Origin of the sequence: Burkholderia sp. ZZQ-2 (assembly GCF_050768715.1) — a bacterium.
Classification (GTDB): domain Bacteria; phylum Pseudomonadota; class Gammaproteobacteria; order Burkholderiales; family Burkholderiaceae; genus Burkholderia; species Burkholderia cepacia.
In genome coordinates this window covers 19,263-34,527 of sequence record NZ_LDVA01000364.1, presented here as the reverse complement: position 1 = coordinate 34,527, position 15,265 = coordinate 19,263, and the positions used below count along the sequence as shown (strand labels likewise).

The window sequence follows — 15,265 nt, the reverse complement described above, 5'->3', positions numbered from 1 at the left end:
CGCGCCGGGACTGGCCTGGCGCCCGTGCCCGGATCGAAAAACATGAAACAGACTGAGACACAGCAGCAGGCAGCGTTCGACTATCACGAATTTCCGACCCCGGGAAAGATCTCGGTCGTCGCCAGCAAGCCGCTCGTGACGCAGCGCGATCTCGCGCTGGCGTACACGCCGGGCGTGGCGGGCGTGTGCGAGGCCATCGCCGCCGATCCGCTGCAGGCGCACCGCTTCACCAGCCGCGGCAACCTGGTCGGCGTGATCACGAACGGCACGGCCGTGCTGGGTCTCGGCAACATCGGCCCGCTCGCGTCCAAGCCGGTCATGGAAGGCAAGGCCGTGCTCTTCAAGAAGTTCGCGGGGATCGACGTCTTCGACATCGAGATCAACGAAACCGATCCGGACAAGCTGGTCGACATCATCGCGGGCCTCGAGCCCACCTTCGGCGGCATCAACCTCGAGGACATCAAGGCGCCCGAATGCTTCACGGTCGAGCAGAAGCTGCGCGAGCGCATGAAGATTCCGGTCTTCCATGACGATCAGCACGGCACCGCCATCACCGTGTCCGCGGCGTTCATCAACGGGCTGAAGGTCGTCGGGAAGTCGATTTCGGAAGTGAAGGTCGTGACGTCGGGCGCAGGGGCCGCCGCGCTGGCCTGCCTGGACCTGCTGGTCGACCTCGGGCTGCCGGTCGAGAACGTCTGGGTGACCGATATCGAAGGCGTCGTCTATCGCGGGCGCACCGCGCTGATGGACCCGGCGAAGTCGCGCTTTGCGCAGGAAACCGATGCGCGCAAGCTGGCCGACGTCATCGGCGGCGCGGACGTGTTCCTGGGCCTGTCGGTCGGCGGCATCCTGAGTGCCGAGATGCTGAAGGAGATGGCGCCGCGCCCGCTGATTCTGGCGCTGGCCAATCCCACGCCGGAAATCTTCCCGGAACTGGCGCACGCGACGCGCGACGACGTCGTCATCGCGACGGGCCGCTCGGACTACCCGAACCAGGTGAACAACGTCCTCTGCTTCCCGTACATCTTCCGCGGCGCGCTGGACGTGGGCGCGACGACGATCACCCGCGAAATGGAGATCGCCGCGGTGCACGCGATCGCGGGGCTGGCCGAGGAAGAGCAGAACGAAGTCGTCGCGGCGGCTTATGGCGCGTACGACGTGGCGTTCGGCGCGCAATACCTGATTCCGAAGCCGTTCGACCCGCGCCTGATCGTCCGTATCGCGCCGGCCGTGGCGAAGGCGGCGATGGAAGGCGGCGTGGCGAAGCGCCCGCTGACGGATCTCGACGCGTATGTCGAGCAACTGCAGCAATTCGTCTACCACTCGGGCGCGTTCATGAAGCCGCTGTTCGCGACGGCGCGCCGGCTGGTGCGTGACGGCGGCAAGGCACGGATCGTCTTCACCGAAGGCGAGGACGAACGCGTGCTCCGCGCGGTGCAGGTGATCGTCGACGAGAAGCTGGCGCGTCCGATCCTGGTCGGGCGCCCGGAAGTGCTGCTGGCGCGCATCGAACGGTTCGGCTTGCGGATCCGGCTCGGCCAGGATGTCGAGGTGACGAACCCCGAGTACGACGAGCGGTTCCCGCAGTACTGGACGACGTATTGGGAGCTGCGCTGCCGGGACGGCATCTCGAAGGAAATGGCGCGGGTCGAGATGCGGCGCCGCCTGACACTGATCGGCGCGATGATGGTGCGGCTCGGCGATGCGGACGGGATGATCTGCGGCACGGTCGGCGAATATCACAACCACCTGCGGTTCGTCGACGAGGTGATCGGCAGGAAGCCGGGTGCGTCCACGTATGCGGCGATGAACATCCTGTTGCTCGACCAGCGGACGGTCGCGCTGGTGGACACGCACGTCAACGACAATCCCGATGCCGAGCAGATCGCGGAATTCACGATCGCGGCGGCTCGTCAGATGGAATGGCTGAACCTCACGCCGAAGGCGGCGTTGCTGTCGCGGTCGAACTTCGGGTCGGGGAGTGCGGCGTCGGGCGTGAAGATGCGCCGGGCGCTGGAGATCATCCGGGAGCAGGCGCCCGATATCGAGGCGGACGGCGAGATGCATGGCGACTGTGCGCTCGACGAGGGCTTGCGGTCGAGGCTGCTGCCGATGTCGCCGCTGAAGGGGGCGGCGAACCTGCTCGTGTGCCCGAACGTGGATGCGGGGAATATCGCTTACAACCTGCTCAAGACGGAGGCGGGCAGCAATGTGGCGGTGGGGCCGTTCCTGTTGGGCGTCAACGCGCCGGTGAATATTCTGACGTCCAGTGCGACGGTGCGGCGGATCGTCAACATGACGGCGTTGACGGTGATCGAGGCGAACCGGAACGCGTCTGTTTGAGCGGAAACCGGAAGGGGGCGAGTTCACCGGACAGGGTGTGGTTCGGGGGGGGGATTCGCCCCTTCGGCGATTGATTTCTAGTCGCGTCCGTCGACGTTGACTTCATCGAGGCCCCATGTGGCCGCAAGATGATCGCGCAAGGTCGCGAGAATCTCGTCCGATAGCGCGGGCAATCCCCGCGCGGTGGCTCGGGCGAGGATCAACCCGCCCACCATTGTCGACAGCATCGAAATTGCGCGAACCCGGTCCTCGGGTTCGATCTGCGCAGCCTCGGTGCCATCGGGCCTCCGCTGCGCGAATAGCGTCATGTAGCGCCCGATGCCTTGGGCGAAAGCGTCCGCGATCGCACCCGTTTCGCGTGCCGCGTCTGCCGCGAGCGCGGCCACCGGGCAGCCTTGGCCGATGCTGTCGCGATGCTGCGGCGACAAGTAATTCGCGACTCCAGCTCGAAGGAACCCGTCGGCGTCGGTGTTCGCATCGGCATCCGGTGTCTCCAGCTCGGAGAGTTTCCACTCGAACGCGTATTCCGCGGCCTCGGCCGCCAGCGCATCCTTCGATTCGAAGTGCCGGTACAGCCCGCCGTGGGTGAGCCCGGCCTCGCGTGTGATGTCGGCCACCCCCACGCCGGTGAAACCGCGCTCGCGGTACAGCCGGGCCGCGGCCTGCAGGATGGCCAGGCGGTTTTCGGCCACCTGCGTTTTCGAGACTTTCATGAAGATCCTTTCGTGCGCATGGCATTGCGTGTTGATGACAATCATACTCAATACTGTATGATGTCGATCATCATCAATAGATCGACCAGGACAGAATCCATGCACATCACGCCCACTGCGAACCGCCGAATCGTCGTCACCGGCATGGGAATGGTCTCGCCGCTGGGTTCCGGAGTCGAGCTGGTGTGGCAGCGGCTGCTGGCCGGCCAGTCAGGCTTGCGCCTGCTGCCGGATGCGATGACGGCGGACATCGCGGCACGCGTGGGCGGTGTGGTGCCCGATGTGCACGAGGATGCGTGCGGCGGCTTCGACATCGACCGCTTTGTGTCGACCAAGGACCAGCGCAAGATTGACCGCTTCATCGCCTTCGCGCTCGCCGCCGCGCAAGAGGCACTCGCGCAGGCGCAATGGGCTCCGGCCGACGAAGCGTCCCGGCAGCGCACAGCCACGGTCATCGCGTCGGGCATCGGTGGATTTCCGGCAATCGCGGGCGCGGTGCGGACGACCGAGACGCGCGGACCGAAGCGTCTGTCGCCATTCACGATCCCCTCGTTCCTCGTCAACCTTGCCGCGGGCCACGTGTCGATCAGGCACGGCCTGAAGGGGCCAATGGGCGCCCCGGTGACCGCTTGTGCCGCGAGCATCCAGGCCATCGGCGACGCGGCGCGGCTGATCCGCTGCGGCGAGGCCGACATCGCGGTGTGCGGTGGCGCCGAGGCCGCAATCGATCGCGTCAGCCTGGGCGCCTTCGCCGCAGCGAAGACCTTGTCCACCGGCTTCAATGACACGCCAACCCGCGCATCGCGGCCCTTCGATCAGACTCGCGACGGTTTCGTGATGGGCGAAGGCGCCGGCATGCTGGTGATCGAATCGCTCGAGCACGCGCTTGCGCGCGGCGCCGTCCCCCTGGTCGAACTCATTGGGTATGGCACCAGCGCCGACGCGTTTCACATTACCTCCGGCCCCGAAGACGGCAGCGGCGCGCGACGCTCGATGCAGGCGGCGCTGACGCAGGCCGGCCTGACCGCGTCCGACCTGCAGCATCTCAACGCTCACGCGACCTCGACGCCGGTCGGCGACCTGGGCGAATTGGCCGCGGTGCGCGACCTGTTCGGCGTCGACGTCCCGCTCGCCATCACCTCCACCAAGTCGGCGACGGGCCACTTGCTGGGCGCGGCCGGTGGCGTAGCGGCGATCTTCACCGCCCTGGCCTTGCGCGATCAGGTCGTCCCGATGACGCTGAACCTCGAACAGCCGGACGCACTCGCCGAGGGCCTGGACATCGTGCACGATGCGCCGCGGCACATGCCGATCGTTCACGCGATGGCCAACGGTTTCGGCTTCGGCGGCGTGAACGCCAGCCTCGTCTTCAAGCGTTGGGGAGCTTGATGTCGCCCGCGTCTGCGAAGCCTGCCGGGTGCCAGCGGCCCGGTCGGCTCCTCGATCGGCGATCGATTCACGATCAAACGCTCAGTGGACGCGTGAAGTCTGGGCCATTCGGCGAAACCCTTCGGTACACGGTCTGATCGGAACATTCAATTGAGCTTCTGCTCTCGGCATCGGCGAATGTGCCGGCGTACGTCGGCTTCGGGTCGATCACGGCCCGTGGTGGCGTGACGGCGAAGCAATCTCAGGCCTGATCCGACGCTGGCCGAGAGATCCGGGTTTTGACTTACTCGCCTGATCTGACTCTGGCGACGGACGTTCCGACGCGACCCTGGCGAGCGGCTCCCTTCATGCTGCCGCGCTTGTCAGTCGAAATCCGTTGCTACCGGCTCGGGATGTCCGCAATCGTTTGCAAGCAGCCACCCGGACATCGGCTTTACCCTTGGACGCCTCTGCTGCGTCTCCGCACCCCGCGCCGATTTAATCAGTATTTCGTAACAATCACCCGTCGCGACACTCCGGATAGCTCGCTTTCGATACCAATCCTAACGAAGTTTTAGGGCTCGCTACTTCGCGTATCGTCCGATAATTATCTTTTATTTTCGTCTAAAATCGCGCTTCCTCTTACTTTATAACGGAAAGCGTTTTGAAAGGACTGACGAAAAATCTCTCGCGCACGGCCATCGCCGCATGCGTCGCTTATGCCGGGCTCATGCCTTTATCCCGGCCCGCCGAAGCCCAGGTCGAACCTCTGAAGAATCCCGTCTACGGTGTGACCCTCGACGACCTGACCAAACTGGACGCCATCGTCGCGTCGCTGCAGAACCTGCCGTACAAGCCCACCGTGCGTGTCGTGTTCGATCCGGGTACGTCGGCCGCCGACTACTACGCGCCTCTGCTGCGCCTGCACGCAGTCGCGTACGTGATGGGCGAAGTCTACGATTCCTACTATTTCCCGACGGACCTCACCACGTACAAGGCAAGAACGCAGGAACTGGTGTCGCAGCTGAAGAACACCGTCGACGTCTGGGAGATCGCGAACGAAATCAACGGCGAATGGCTGCGTAACAACCCGAGCGGCACGAATTCCGTGGTCAACTCGCAAGAGCAGCAGATCGGCCAGATGGTTGCGGCGGCCAACCAGATCGTCAAATCGAACGGCGGCAAGACGGCCATCACGCTGTACTACAACGACGACAGCAAGGGCAACAACTGCTGGGAGAAGCCGCAGGATTACTGGAAGACGTGGCCGACCGCGTTCCTGTCCTCGACGGTCCGCCAGCAGGCCGACTACGCGCTGTTCAGCTACTACCCGTATCAGGATTGCCCGGGGCTGAACCCGACGTGGAAGAACGATTTCGCGGCGCTGGAAAGCATCTTCCCGAACGCGAAGGTCGGCTTCGGCGAAATCGGCACCTCGGATATCTCCGCGCCCGCATCGGTGCAGCAGAACCTGATCAAGACCTACTACCCGATGGTCAACAGCATGACCGATCCGCGTTTCATCGGCGGATTCTTCTGGTGGAACTACGCCGAGCAAATGCTCCCGTATTCGACGAGCTCGTACTTCCAGCTGTTGCGTCAGACGATCATCACGCTCAAGGCGCCCAACTAAGCGAAAAGCGCCATCCAGGAGCAAGCGTCAGCGTCGTTGGTTAGAACCACAATGTCGCGCGTACCACGAGACCACGTGCGCGTGCCGCTGACGTCAATCCGAACCGGTATTGCACCGTGACATCCAGATAGCTTGCCGGCGCGCTGTACCGCCCTTCGCGAAACCAGTACCGCAACTGGATGCCGGGCCCGGCGCCGATCGCCGTCTTTTCCGGCTGTCGATTGTCGTGATCGCCGGCCACCGCGGCGTGCGGGTAGATGGTCAGCCGATCGCTGATCATCGGCAAACGCCAGGTGTGCCCGTAACGCAACTCCGAATAAATGATGTACCGGCCCGCGCTGATGAAGTACGCGCCTTCGACATACGCCTGCCAGCTGCGCCAGCTCGGTTCGGTCACCCGCAGGTCGGTCCCGGCCTCCGACGAATAACCCACGCGCATCAGCCAGTCCGTCATCGACAGGCTGCCGACGTGGAACAGCCGCTCGGCGGTCAGCACGACGTTCTGGTCGGGCAGCGGCTTGTAGCGCGCGCCCACCGAACCCTGCACGGTCGGCATGCCGGTCACGTTGCCCGTCCCGTCGTAGGCCGTGCCGTATCCACGCACGAAGAACTGGAAGATGCGGCCGTTCTGATAGCCGATCTTCGGCGGCTGCCAATACGCTTCGATACCCGGCTGCAACACGCTGATCGTGCCTTGCGGGCCGAATGCGGCCGACTGGTACGGCGCGCTCAGCACGAACCCCCAGGTGCGCTGAAGCTGCTCGACTTCCCGTCGATAGCCGAACTTGTGCTGCGCATCGAATTTGTGTTCGTTCTCGTCGGCGTCGAGGCTGTGCTCGAACAGGTCGATGGACTCGTCATTCAACCCGATCCGCTTGGCGGCATAACCCGCGTCCGCGTAGTTCATCGCGTTGCCGGCGCCGCCGGCGAATCCCTCCTGGAATGCGTCGAGTGCCTCGCGATCCTTGTGGTCGCGCAGCAGGTCATAGGCTTCCTGCAACTTCTGTTGCGCGGTATTGTCCACCGGCGCCTGGGCGGGCTGGTCTTCCTGCCGCGCCTGCGCCGCGATCGACGCGGCCATGTTGCGCTCGCCTTCGGTCGTCGCATCGTCGGCCGCGAGATCCGCCATCCGGATCGCGGTATCGCGGTCGCCCGCCTGCAGGCTCAACTGCGCGATGCGCAACTGAACCACGGCCGATTTTTCATCGGCGAGCGGTGCCAGCGCAATGCCGGCTTCATGCGGACGATTCGCCGCGAGCGCGCTGTCCGACCAGGCGAGACGCAGGTTGCGCTGCTGCTCCTTGCTCCATTTCCCGGTTGCGACGGCGGCCGAGAAATCGCTGCAGGCGACGTCGTAGTGCATCTGCCGCTGCGCCAGGTAGCCATGCTGCGCACGCACCGCCGCACTCTTCGGAAAACGAACCGTCAGCGATTCCACCAAGGCGTCCGCTTCGTCGACCTTTCCTTCCCGCCTGTATACGTCGACGAGCAGCAGCCCGAGCTGTTCGCTACCGGGCTGAATCCTGATGGCGCGCGATGCATACACTTCCGCGAGCGGCAGGTCGCCGGCATTGATCGCCTTGTAGGCGCTGTCGGCGAGCCGGTAGGCTTTGGGCGTCAGCGGCTGCGCGGCGAAGGCCGGCGCCTGCCACGCCAGCGACACGGCGATCGCCAGTGCGCTCAACCGTGCGCAGCGCTTGAGGCCGGCCGCGATCGGGGGTTTCGAATGCTTCATGCCTGTTCTCCCGACGGTTTCGTCACGAGGGCGCCTTGCTGCGCCGCCGGGTCGCCGTCGCGTACGCGGGCGAGTTCGACGAAGCGCGAGTGCCGGGAGAGTTCGGCGGCAATCTCCGCATCGCAGGCGATGAAGTAGGCCACGTTCGATCGGGCGCCGCGCCGCACGACGTCCTGTTCGTCCGGCGTGAGCGGTCGCCCGACCGCAACGTTCAACGTGCCGTCTTCCGCGGTCGAAAACGGGACGGCGTGGTATGCGTACTGGAGCTCGAATGCCAGCGAATCCGCGAAGTGGCCTACCGCGACGTTGCCGAGGCTCACCCGGGGCAGTTCGGCTTGCTCGGCGATCGCATCCGCGAGCGATTCGGCGGATATCGCGCAGCCTTCGACCAGCAGTTCACCCAGCCGTTTGCCGCAGGTCAGCTGCTTATCGAGGCTCGCCTGCAATTGCTCCAGCGTGACCACGCCCCAGCCGACCAGGATCTCGCCGACTTTCATGCGTGCTTTCCCGAGCGCTTCGTTCGACAGATAGGTATGGCTGGTCTTGTCCCAGGCGATGGGCTTGCCGGTCACCAGGTGGCCGATATAGATGCGCCACGCGCGGCAAACCGCGTAGAAATTGATCAGGTTGTTGACGAACATCCGCGGGATCGACAGCAGCCCCTGGGTCGGGCCGTTCAGCTTGCTGACGAAGTGGAAACGCTGCCCGGCCCGCGCGAACAGCATGGCGGTGTTGATCCACAGCAGCGGCGCGACCCAGTGGCTCGCCATGACGAGCGGGGCGCCGACGGGGATGACATGGATGGATCGCTGAAGTGCGCCGAGCAACAGGAAGTTGATCAGCACGCCATAGGCAATGACCGAAAACAGCGAGGTCACGATGCCCTTGCGATCGTGGAAGAACATGTATCGGGTGAGAAGGTTGCCTTTCCAGCCGAGTTGTTCCCAGCCCTGAAAGGCGATGCCGAGGATCCAGCGCGTGCGCTGACGGTACGCTGTACGAAATGTTTTCGGAAAATACTCGCGCGTGGCCAGCAGGTTGCGATCGGCGACGCTACCCGTTGCGCGTCTTTCCGCTGCATCGCGCGTGATGCCCGTCAATGGAATGCATGCAAAGGTTTCCTTCATCCCCAGGTCTCTCAACCGGAAGCTGAAGTCGTAATCCTCGGTCAGCGAACTGGTGTTGAACGGCGCGCCGTTGCGTTCCTTCATCGCCGCTTCGATCGAGCGCCTGCTATAGCACGATGCAACGCCCGCGCCCGGGACGATGCCGGTCAGGCGGGCCCGAACCGGCACATCCTTCTGGTGCGTTTCGCTGAAGTCGTCCAGGTAGCATCCGGCGACGAACTCGTTCCATTTTCGCGGCAAGGACAGCACGGGAAGCTGGACCAGGTCGCTATCCGCGACCGCGTGGTTGAGATACTTGAGTTCGACCGGATGAATGACGTCCTCGCAGTCGTGCATGACGACGCCCGCGAATTGAATTCGGTGGACCGCTTCGTAGCGCAGGATCGCTTCGACGATCCAGTTCAGGCAGTCCGCCTTGCAGGTCGGCCCGTCGTTCATGACGGTCGCGCGCGTGACCCTGCCCGGGTACCGGCGGACCATGCGTTCGACCTCGGCCGTGGTTTCGGCATCGTTGTGATAGGTGCCGACGAATATCACGTAGCGCTCGTACTCGAGGGTCGCCAAGGTGTTTTCGATCATCTTGGCGATCACGTCGTATTCCTTCCAGGCCGGTACCATCAGCGCCAGATGCCGTTCTTCCAGTGCGCGCAGCATGCCGATATCGATCGTTTGAGATTTTTCACGACGCAGGATGCGCCGGATTTCAAACGACCAGTAACAGGCATCCAGCGTGAGGTCATCCAGTGTGCTTACCAGGATGACAATTGCGGTCACAATGGCGACAAGGTTAAGTGCGTATAAGTACGCACTCCAAATCATGTTATCCATCATTTTTTCCGCGCTTTTATCTTGTATTTGATTATTTCCCCTCGTATCGACGAAAGACGAAAGTTCCCCGTCCTCGCCGGCCCCGTCACGTCCACTCCGTGGCTTGCGCCGCGCGAATTCCCGCCGCTCGAAAAAGCCGGCAGCACGCGAGCTTTCTCGATGTGGTCACGTTGCATCGCGAACGATGCAACGTGTTCAGTGGATGACTTTTTGACAGCCCGTTTCCCGCTTGCTTGCCTGCCTCCGTCCCTGCATTCCTGATCGCCTGCCGCCGCTCTCCACCCGACGCTTGCGCAGTGCCCCCGCGCACCGACTCCGCAGCACACAGCTCATGTAGCAAGTCGTGCGCCATCGCTGCGCGACCCTTGACGTTACGTGCGTCGCAGGGGGCCGCACGGGATTGGCCTGCCGAATCCGAGCCAAATGTTTCAGTGCTGAAACACGCCGTCGATCGACCGGATGACACATCGTTTTCCGACCCTCTGCCGGGCCCCGATCGTCGCTTTCGGGAAATCGCCACACGATTCCGGCGGTGACCAGCCGGATAAACAGGCGTCGAACCGGAAAGCCGGTGCTTCAGTCGTCATTGCACATGCATGTCACCGGAGGAAATCTTCGCGTTGCGCTCAGAGAAGCGCGGCGATTGACTGGTTTTCCCTGAATCGTACGAACAGGGTTCGCGCGTTTGTCCGATTAAATTCATGACACCGCCGCGTTGCATGCCTGAAACGTTTTATCGGCCCAATTTTCGAGTGGCGTCGATGCGTGAATTTCACTCCCTTGGCGCATGCCCATTTGCGACCGATGGTACGGATCTAGCTTGAAAGTAAAGCCATCTCCTCCCGGATTTATTTGTCTGGTTTCAATTGCGCAGCAAAAATTAACGACATGGCGCCCCGATTCCGGAGGGTGATTCTCGATGCTCGTCTCGCGAGCGAGATGAACTTATTTTGCATATCAAAGGATGAAAATCATGCCTTCGCATCGCAATGAATCTTTTCGAAACGGGTTGAGCATCGCCGGATCACTCGTCGCATTGATCACCACGTTCGCCGTCGCCGTCGGCGTTCAGGATGCGAATGCGCAGGCGACAAGCAACGCTTCCGTCATGAACATCAAGCCGCCTCCGCTGCCGAACGGCTCGGCCCAGGTCAACGTGAAAGCAGGGATGTCCGACGAGGATTGGGAGAAGGCATACAAGGAAACGGGGCGCCCGAAGTTCAGCAAGAATTCCGTCAAGAAACTCAACGGCAATGTGCAACGTGACTAGGGAGAAACGGCCATGAAAAAGATCTTGCTCGTCATCGCCCTGCTAGCGGGGCTCGCGCAAATGACATTGCCGGGCACCGCGCACGCGCAGGCCACCACAGCGCACACGCTCGTGCTGTACGACAACCCGGCCAACGACCCGTATTCGAAGCTCGGTCTGATGTACAGCATCATGCTGAGAAACCTGCTTGGCCATTTCAATGCGACGATCGATCTGGTTCCGATCCAGAACTACACGTCCGGCATGGTCGGGAGCCACGACGTCACGTTCTATATCGGCGACTACTACAACAACCCGATTCCGACGGCGTTCATGAGCGACGTGATGACCACCAAGAAGACGGTGGTCTGGTTCAAGTACAACTTGTGGCAACTGGCCTGGAACACGGCCTTCACGTTCAATCAGACCTTCGGGTTCAGCTTCGTGGGCCTCGCGGGGATGAACGCGACGCCGTCGGCGAGCAATCCGAATCCTGGCTTCTACGATACGGTCACGTACAAGAACCTGTCGATGGTCAAGTACTACGCCTATAACGCGTCGACGGGCGTCATCAGCGCGGATCCGGACATTGGATTGACCCAGGTCGTCGATTCCACCAAGGCGCAGGCGCTCGTCACCATCAAGAACAGCCAGAGCGGGGCAACCGCGCCGTACATCATGCGCTCGGGCAACTTCTGGTACTTCGCGGACATGCCGTTTTCCTACATCGGCCCGACGGATCGCTACCTGGTGATCTGCGACATCCTGCACGACATCCTGCAGACCAATGCACCGGTGAATCACCGTGCGCTCGTCCGTCTGGAAGACCTCGACGCGTATACGACGACGAGTTCGATGCAGCAGCTGACGAATTACATGTACTCGAAGCACATTCCGTTCACGATGGCAACCATCCCGTTGTATACGGACCCGAACGGCTATTACAACGGCGGCGTGCCGGAGACGATCCATCTGGCGCAGGCAACCGGCCTCAAGAGGGCACTGAACTACGCGCTCGCGCGCGGCGGCTCGATCGTGATGCACGGCTACACGCACCAGTACGATTCGACGCCGAACCTGCTGAATGCAGTCAGCGGCAGCGACTACGAGTTCTGGTACGCGGTACAGAACCGGCCGGTTGATGAGGACTCCATCCCGTGGGCGGAAGGCAGGATGGCCGACGGCCTGCTCGAGTTCACGCTCAACGGCTACAAGATCGTCGGCTGGGCCGCGCCGCAGTACCAGATGTCGCCGGCCGCGTCGTCGGCGACAGCCCTCACGTTCCCGACCACGTTCCAGCGGGCCGTGTACTACACGTCGACCAAGCCGCAACTCGGAACGGGTGCCGCCAACCAGGACTTCTCGGCCGGGCAGTTTTTCCCGTACATCATCAACGCCGATTACTACGGGCAGCGGATCGTTCCGGAGAACCTGGGCAGCGTGCAGTACAACATCTGCAATATCGACCCGTTCTCGTGCATCACGTACACGTGGCAGCAAATCGTGACCAATGCCCAGTACGGCCTGGCGGTACGCGATGGTTTCGCGTCGTTCTTCTTCCATCCGTACTGGCTTGAACCGGATCTCGGATTGCCGGCGCTCCAGGACTTCCAGAGCATGATTACCGGCATTACGAATCTCGGCTACAAGTGGGTGGACGGCACGACGGCCAAGTGACGCAGGCGGAGCGACAGCCCCGTGCGACCCGCATCGGCAATGCGGGTCGCACGTTTGCGTTCGATCGGCTACGATGACGCGCAGGCATGCTTCCGGAGAGCCAGCGATGACCCCATACGCGATCCCGGCCTGGCGCAGGATTCAACGGCGTATGGGCCGGCTTCGGCTCGCCGCGCGACCGGGCCCGCTTTCAGTCGCGCCGCGTTCGCCCCGGGCGGCGACGCTCGCGGCGATCGGCGCCTCGCTCGTCGTGGCCGCCTGCAGCTGGACCGCGCACGACGTGCACGCGGACGGCATCGTCTGGCAGGTGGACAACTCGACGACGAATCCGGTCGGCAACTGGCAGATGCTCGGCATTCACGATCTGCTGATTCAATGGACCGTCGTCGACGATACCGCGTTCATCGCCAGCACCTCGATCCAGCCTGCCGCGCACCTTCCCGACTGGGAGCGCATCGGTCGTGAGCCGTGGGCCAGGAACGTCATCCTGGGGCTGGCCGGCTACCAGGACGAAAAACGGGCGCGCACCCATCTGTCGACGCTCGCCGACCAGTCGCTGGAAGTGGCGCGCGCACCGGTTCCGCTGCATGTCACCGGCTACTACTTCCCGGTCGAGATCGATCCGACCTGGCAGGACGCGCCAAAGCTCGCCGCCGTCCTGCAACGGCTGCCGCGGCCGCTCTGGGTGAGCGTGTACGACCAGACCAACATCGGCGGAAAGGCGCTCGCGGACTGGCTCGCGGCGTGGCTGCCCGCGGACGTCGGCGTGTTCTTCCAGGACGGTTGCGGTGTCTATGCCCGCGAGCCGTATGTCGCGCGCGCCTACCTCGACGAACTGGTTGCAAAGTTGGGAAAAAAACGCGTGCGTGTCATCGCCGAGGCGTTCAGGCCTGCCGAGCGGGGCGGATTCCGTTCGGCCAGCGCCGACGAGCTGGGCAAGCAACTGCTGGCGTATCGCGGTTATCCGGTCTACCTGTTCGATGGTCCGCACTATGTGTCGGACGACCTCACGCGCACGCTCTCGACGTGGAAGCCGAAGCCGCCGCCGGCCGTGCCGGTGGGCACGGCGCACTGATTCGGCCCGGTTCCGGCGAACCGGGGGCAAGGGAGCGGGCGGCGAAACAATCGGGCGGATTGGCTTTCCGGCGGCAACGCGTGCCCGGCACCCGGTGCCGGCACGCCGGCGTACGGGGCCGACCGTCGATTTGCTGCTCCCGCCCGCGCCCCATTTGATGACCAAACCGCAAGACCTAGTGCATAGATATCGTTTGCCGCAGCCTTAATGACTATCGACAATCGTGGCTCGATTTCGCCGCCGTGGCGCCAGAAGCGCCGCGGTGGCCGGTACCTGGCGGCTATCCCGGCCGCCCGCACCATCCAGCTCACGACGACATGTACGCGTTCACCCCTTCATTCCAGAATCCCGCCGGCTCGCCGATCCGCGAACTGTTCAAGTACCTGTCCGAACCGGGCATGATTTCCTTCGCGGGCGGCTATCCGGCCAGCGACCTGTTCGACGTCGACGGCCTGAACGCGGCCGCCGGGCGCGCGTACGCGCAGCCGGTGCGCTGCCTGCAATACGGCCCGACCGATGGCCTCGCCGAACTGAAGCAGCAACTGATCGCGTTGATGGCGCGTCGCGGTGTGGCGTGCACGGCGGCAGAGCTGCTCGTCACGACCGGTTCGCAGCAGGGGCTCGACCTGTTGCTGCGCGTGATGGTGTCGCCCGGCGACGTCGTGCTGACCGAGCAGCCGGCCTATCCGGCGACGCTGCAGGCGATGCGTCTGCAGCAGGCGCGCATCGTGACGATTCCGGTCGACGGCGCGGGGCTCGACGTCGATCGTCTCGGCGAACAGCTTTCATCCGGCGCGATCGCGCAGCCGAAGCTGCTCTACACGGTCCCGACCTTCGCGAACCCGACGGGCGCGACGCTCACGCGCGAACGACGGCTGAAGCTGCTGCGTCTCGCGGTGCAATACCGCTTCCTGATCGTCGAGGACGATCCGTACGGCGACCTGCGTTTCGCGGGCGAAGCCGTGCCGTCGATGCTTGCGCTGGCCGACGAAGTGGACGGCGCACGCGACTGGATCGTGCATTTCGCGAGCCTGTCGAAGATCGTCGCGCCGGGGCTGCGCGTGGGCTGGACGATCGCGCCGGCCGAGATCGCACGCCGCTGCGTGATCGCGAAGCAGACGGTCGACCTGTGCAGCACGCCGTGGACGCAGGCGACCGCCGCCGAATATCTGGCCGACGGCGCGCTCGAACGTCATTTGCCGCGCATCACGGCCGCGTACCAGCGCAAATGCGATGCGATGTGCGACGCATTGCGCGACGGCCTGGGCGATGCGATCGAATTTCATCGTCCCGAAGGCGGGATGTTCGTGTGGGCGCGGATCGGCGCGGTGTCGTCGGACGTGCTGCTGCAACAGGCGATCGCGAACAAGATCGTGTTCGTGCCGGGCAAGGCGTTCTTCGCGGACAACGTCGACGCGGCATCGCTGCGCCTGTCGTTCGCCGCGCCGGACGTCGATGCGATCCGGGAAGGCGTCGCGCGCCTCGTGCGCGCGTATGGAGCGGCGCTCGCCGCGTGA

General features: G+C 63.7%; 10 protein-coding genes. 7 read left to right on the top strand and 3 right to left on the bottom strand.

Annotated features, from left to right (window positions below; all coding sequences use genetic code 11):
* Positions 1 to 42 precede the first annotated feature (42 nt).
* Positions 43 to 2,343 carry an NADP-dependent malic enzyme gene (locus ABY44_RS37065; protein WP_027790699.1) on the top strand — a complete coding sequence of 767 codons (2,301 nt, stop codon included), beginning with the start codon at positions 43 to 45 and terminating at the stop codon, positions 2,341 to 2,343.
* Between the two features lie 77 nt (positions 2,344 to 2,420).
* On the opposite strand, the gene ABY44_RS37060 is transcribed toward ABY44_RS37065, so the two are convergent.
* On the bottom strand, positions 2,421 to 3,056 hold the full coding sequence (locus tag ABY44_RS37060) for a TetR/AcrR family transcriptional regulator (RefSeq protein WP_060171709.1): 636 nt from the start codon (positions 3,054 to 3,056) through the stop codon (positions 2,421 to 2,423).
* Positions 3,057 to 3,155: 99 nt separating this feature from the next.
* Here ABY44_RS37060 and fabF point away from each other — a divergent pair, with 99 nt between their 5' ends.
* A complete protein-coding gene (fabF, locus tag ABY44_RS37055; protein ID WP_431643550.1) occupies positions 3,156 to 4,445 on the top strand; it encodes a beta-ketoacyl-ACP synthase II in 1,290 nt (429 codons plus the stop codon).
* A gap of 709 nt (positions 4,446 to 5,154) precedes the next feature.
* Positions 5,155 to 6,057 (top strand): hypothetical protein, encoded by a 903-nt coding sequence (locus tag ABY44_RS37050; protein WP_060208666.1) that lies wholly within the window; start codon positions 5,155 to 5,157, stop codon positions 6,055 to 6,057.
* A gap of 40 nt (positions 6,058 to 6,097) precedes the next feature.
* Here ABY44_RS37050 and ABY44_RS37045 read toward each other — a convergent pair whose 3' ends face one another.
* Both ABY44_RS37045 and ABY44_RS37040 read right to left on the bottom strand, forming a co-directional pair.
* Entirely contained in the window at positions 6,098 to 7,792 is a 1,695-nt protein-coding gene (locus ABY44_RS37045) for an NfrA family protein (protein WP_060171486.1), read from the bottom strand.
* Positions 7,789 to 9,747 carry a glycosyl transferase family protein gene (locus tag ABY44_RS37040; protein ID WP_226113422.1) on the bottom strand — a complete coding sequence of 653 codons (1,959 nt, stop codon included), beginning with the start codon at positions 9,745 to 9,747 and terminating at the stop codon, positions 7,789 to 7,791. The genes ABY44_RS37045 and ABY44_RS37040 overlap by 4 nt, the downstream gene beginning before the upstream one ends.
* Before the next feature lie 973 nt (positions 9,748 to 10,720).
* On the opposite strand from ABY44_RS37040, the gene ABY44_RS37035 reads away from it, so the two are divergent.
* From ABY44_RS37035 to ABY44_RS37020, 4 genes are all read left to right on the top strand, one after another.
* On the top strand, positions 10,721 to 11,017 hold the full coding sequence (locus ABY44_RS37035; protein WP_060171485.1) for a hypothetical protein: 297 nt from the start codon (positions 10,721 to 10,723) through the stop codon (positions 11,015 to 11,017).
* A gap of 12 nt (positions 11,018 to 11,029) precedes the next feature.
* A complete protein-coding gene (locus ABY44_RS37030; protein ID WP_060171480.1) occupies positions 11,030 to 12,673 on the top strand; it encodes a DUF2334 domain-containing protein in 1,644 nt (547 codons plus the stop codon).
* Positions 12,674 to 12,779: 106 nt separating this feature from the next.
* Positions 12,780 to 13,748: a hypothetical protein gene (locus ABY44_RS37025; RefSeq protein WP_059692862.1), complete on the top strand. Its 969-nt coding sequence runs from the start codon at positions 12,780 to 12,782 to the stop codon at positions 13,746 to 13,748.
* A gap of 317 nt (positions 13,749 to 14,065) precedes the next feature.
* Positions 14,066 to 15,265: a PLP-dependent aminotransferase family protein gene (locus tag ABY44_RS37020; RefSeq protein ID WP_027790708.1), complete on the top strand. Its 1,200-nt coding sequence runs from the start codon at positions 14,066 to 14,068 to the stop codon at positions 15,263 to 15,265.

Bases quoted from the DNA above. Each gene is read 5' to 3' on its own strand.
- ABY44_RS37035 (WP_060171485.1), top strand. From the start codon at position 10,721: ATGCCTTCGCATCGCAATGAATCTTTTCGAAACGGGTTGAGCATCGCC.
- ABY44_RS37065 (WP_027790699.1), top strand. From the start codon at position 43: ATGAAACAGACTGAGACACAGCAGCAGGCAGCGTTCGACTATCACGAA.
- ABY44_RS37025 (WP_059692862.1), top strand. From the start codon at position 12,780: ATGACCCCATACGCGATCCCGGCCTGGCGCAGGATTCAACGGCGTATG.
- ABY44_RS37060 (WP_060171709.1), bottom strand. From the start codon at position 3,056: ATGAAAGTCTCGAAAACGCAGGTGGCCGAAAACCGCCTGGCCATCCTG.
- ABY44_RS37045 (WP_060171486.1), bottom strand. From the start codon at position 7,792: ATGAAGCATTCGAAACCCCCGATCGCGGCCGGCCTCAAGCGCTGCGCA.
- ABY44_RS37040 (WP_226113422.1), bottom strand. From the start codon at position 9,747: ATGGATAACATGATTTGGAGTGCGTACTTATACGCACTTAACCTTGTC.
- ABY44_RS37030 (WP_060171480.1), top strand. From the start codon at position 11,030: ATGAAAAAGATCTTGCTCGTCATCGCCCTGCTAGCGGGGCTCGCGCAA.
- ABY44_RS37050 (WP_060208666.1), top strand. From the start codon at position 5,155: ATGCCTTTATCCCGGCCCGCCGAAGCCCAGGTCGAACCTCTGAAGAAT.
- fabF (WP_431643550.1), top strand. From the start codon at position 3,156: ATGCACATCACGCCCACTGCGAACCGCCGAATCGTCGTCACCGGCATG.
- ABY44_RS37020 (WP_027790708.1), top strand. From the start codon at position 14,066: ATGTACGCGTTCACCCCTTCATTCCAGAATCCCGCCGGCTCGCCGATC.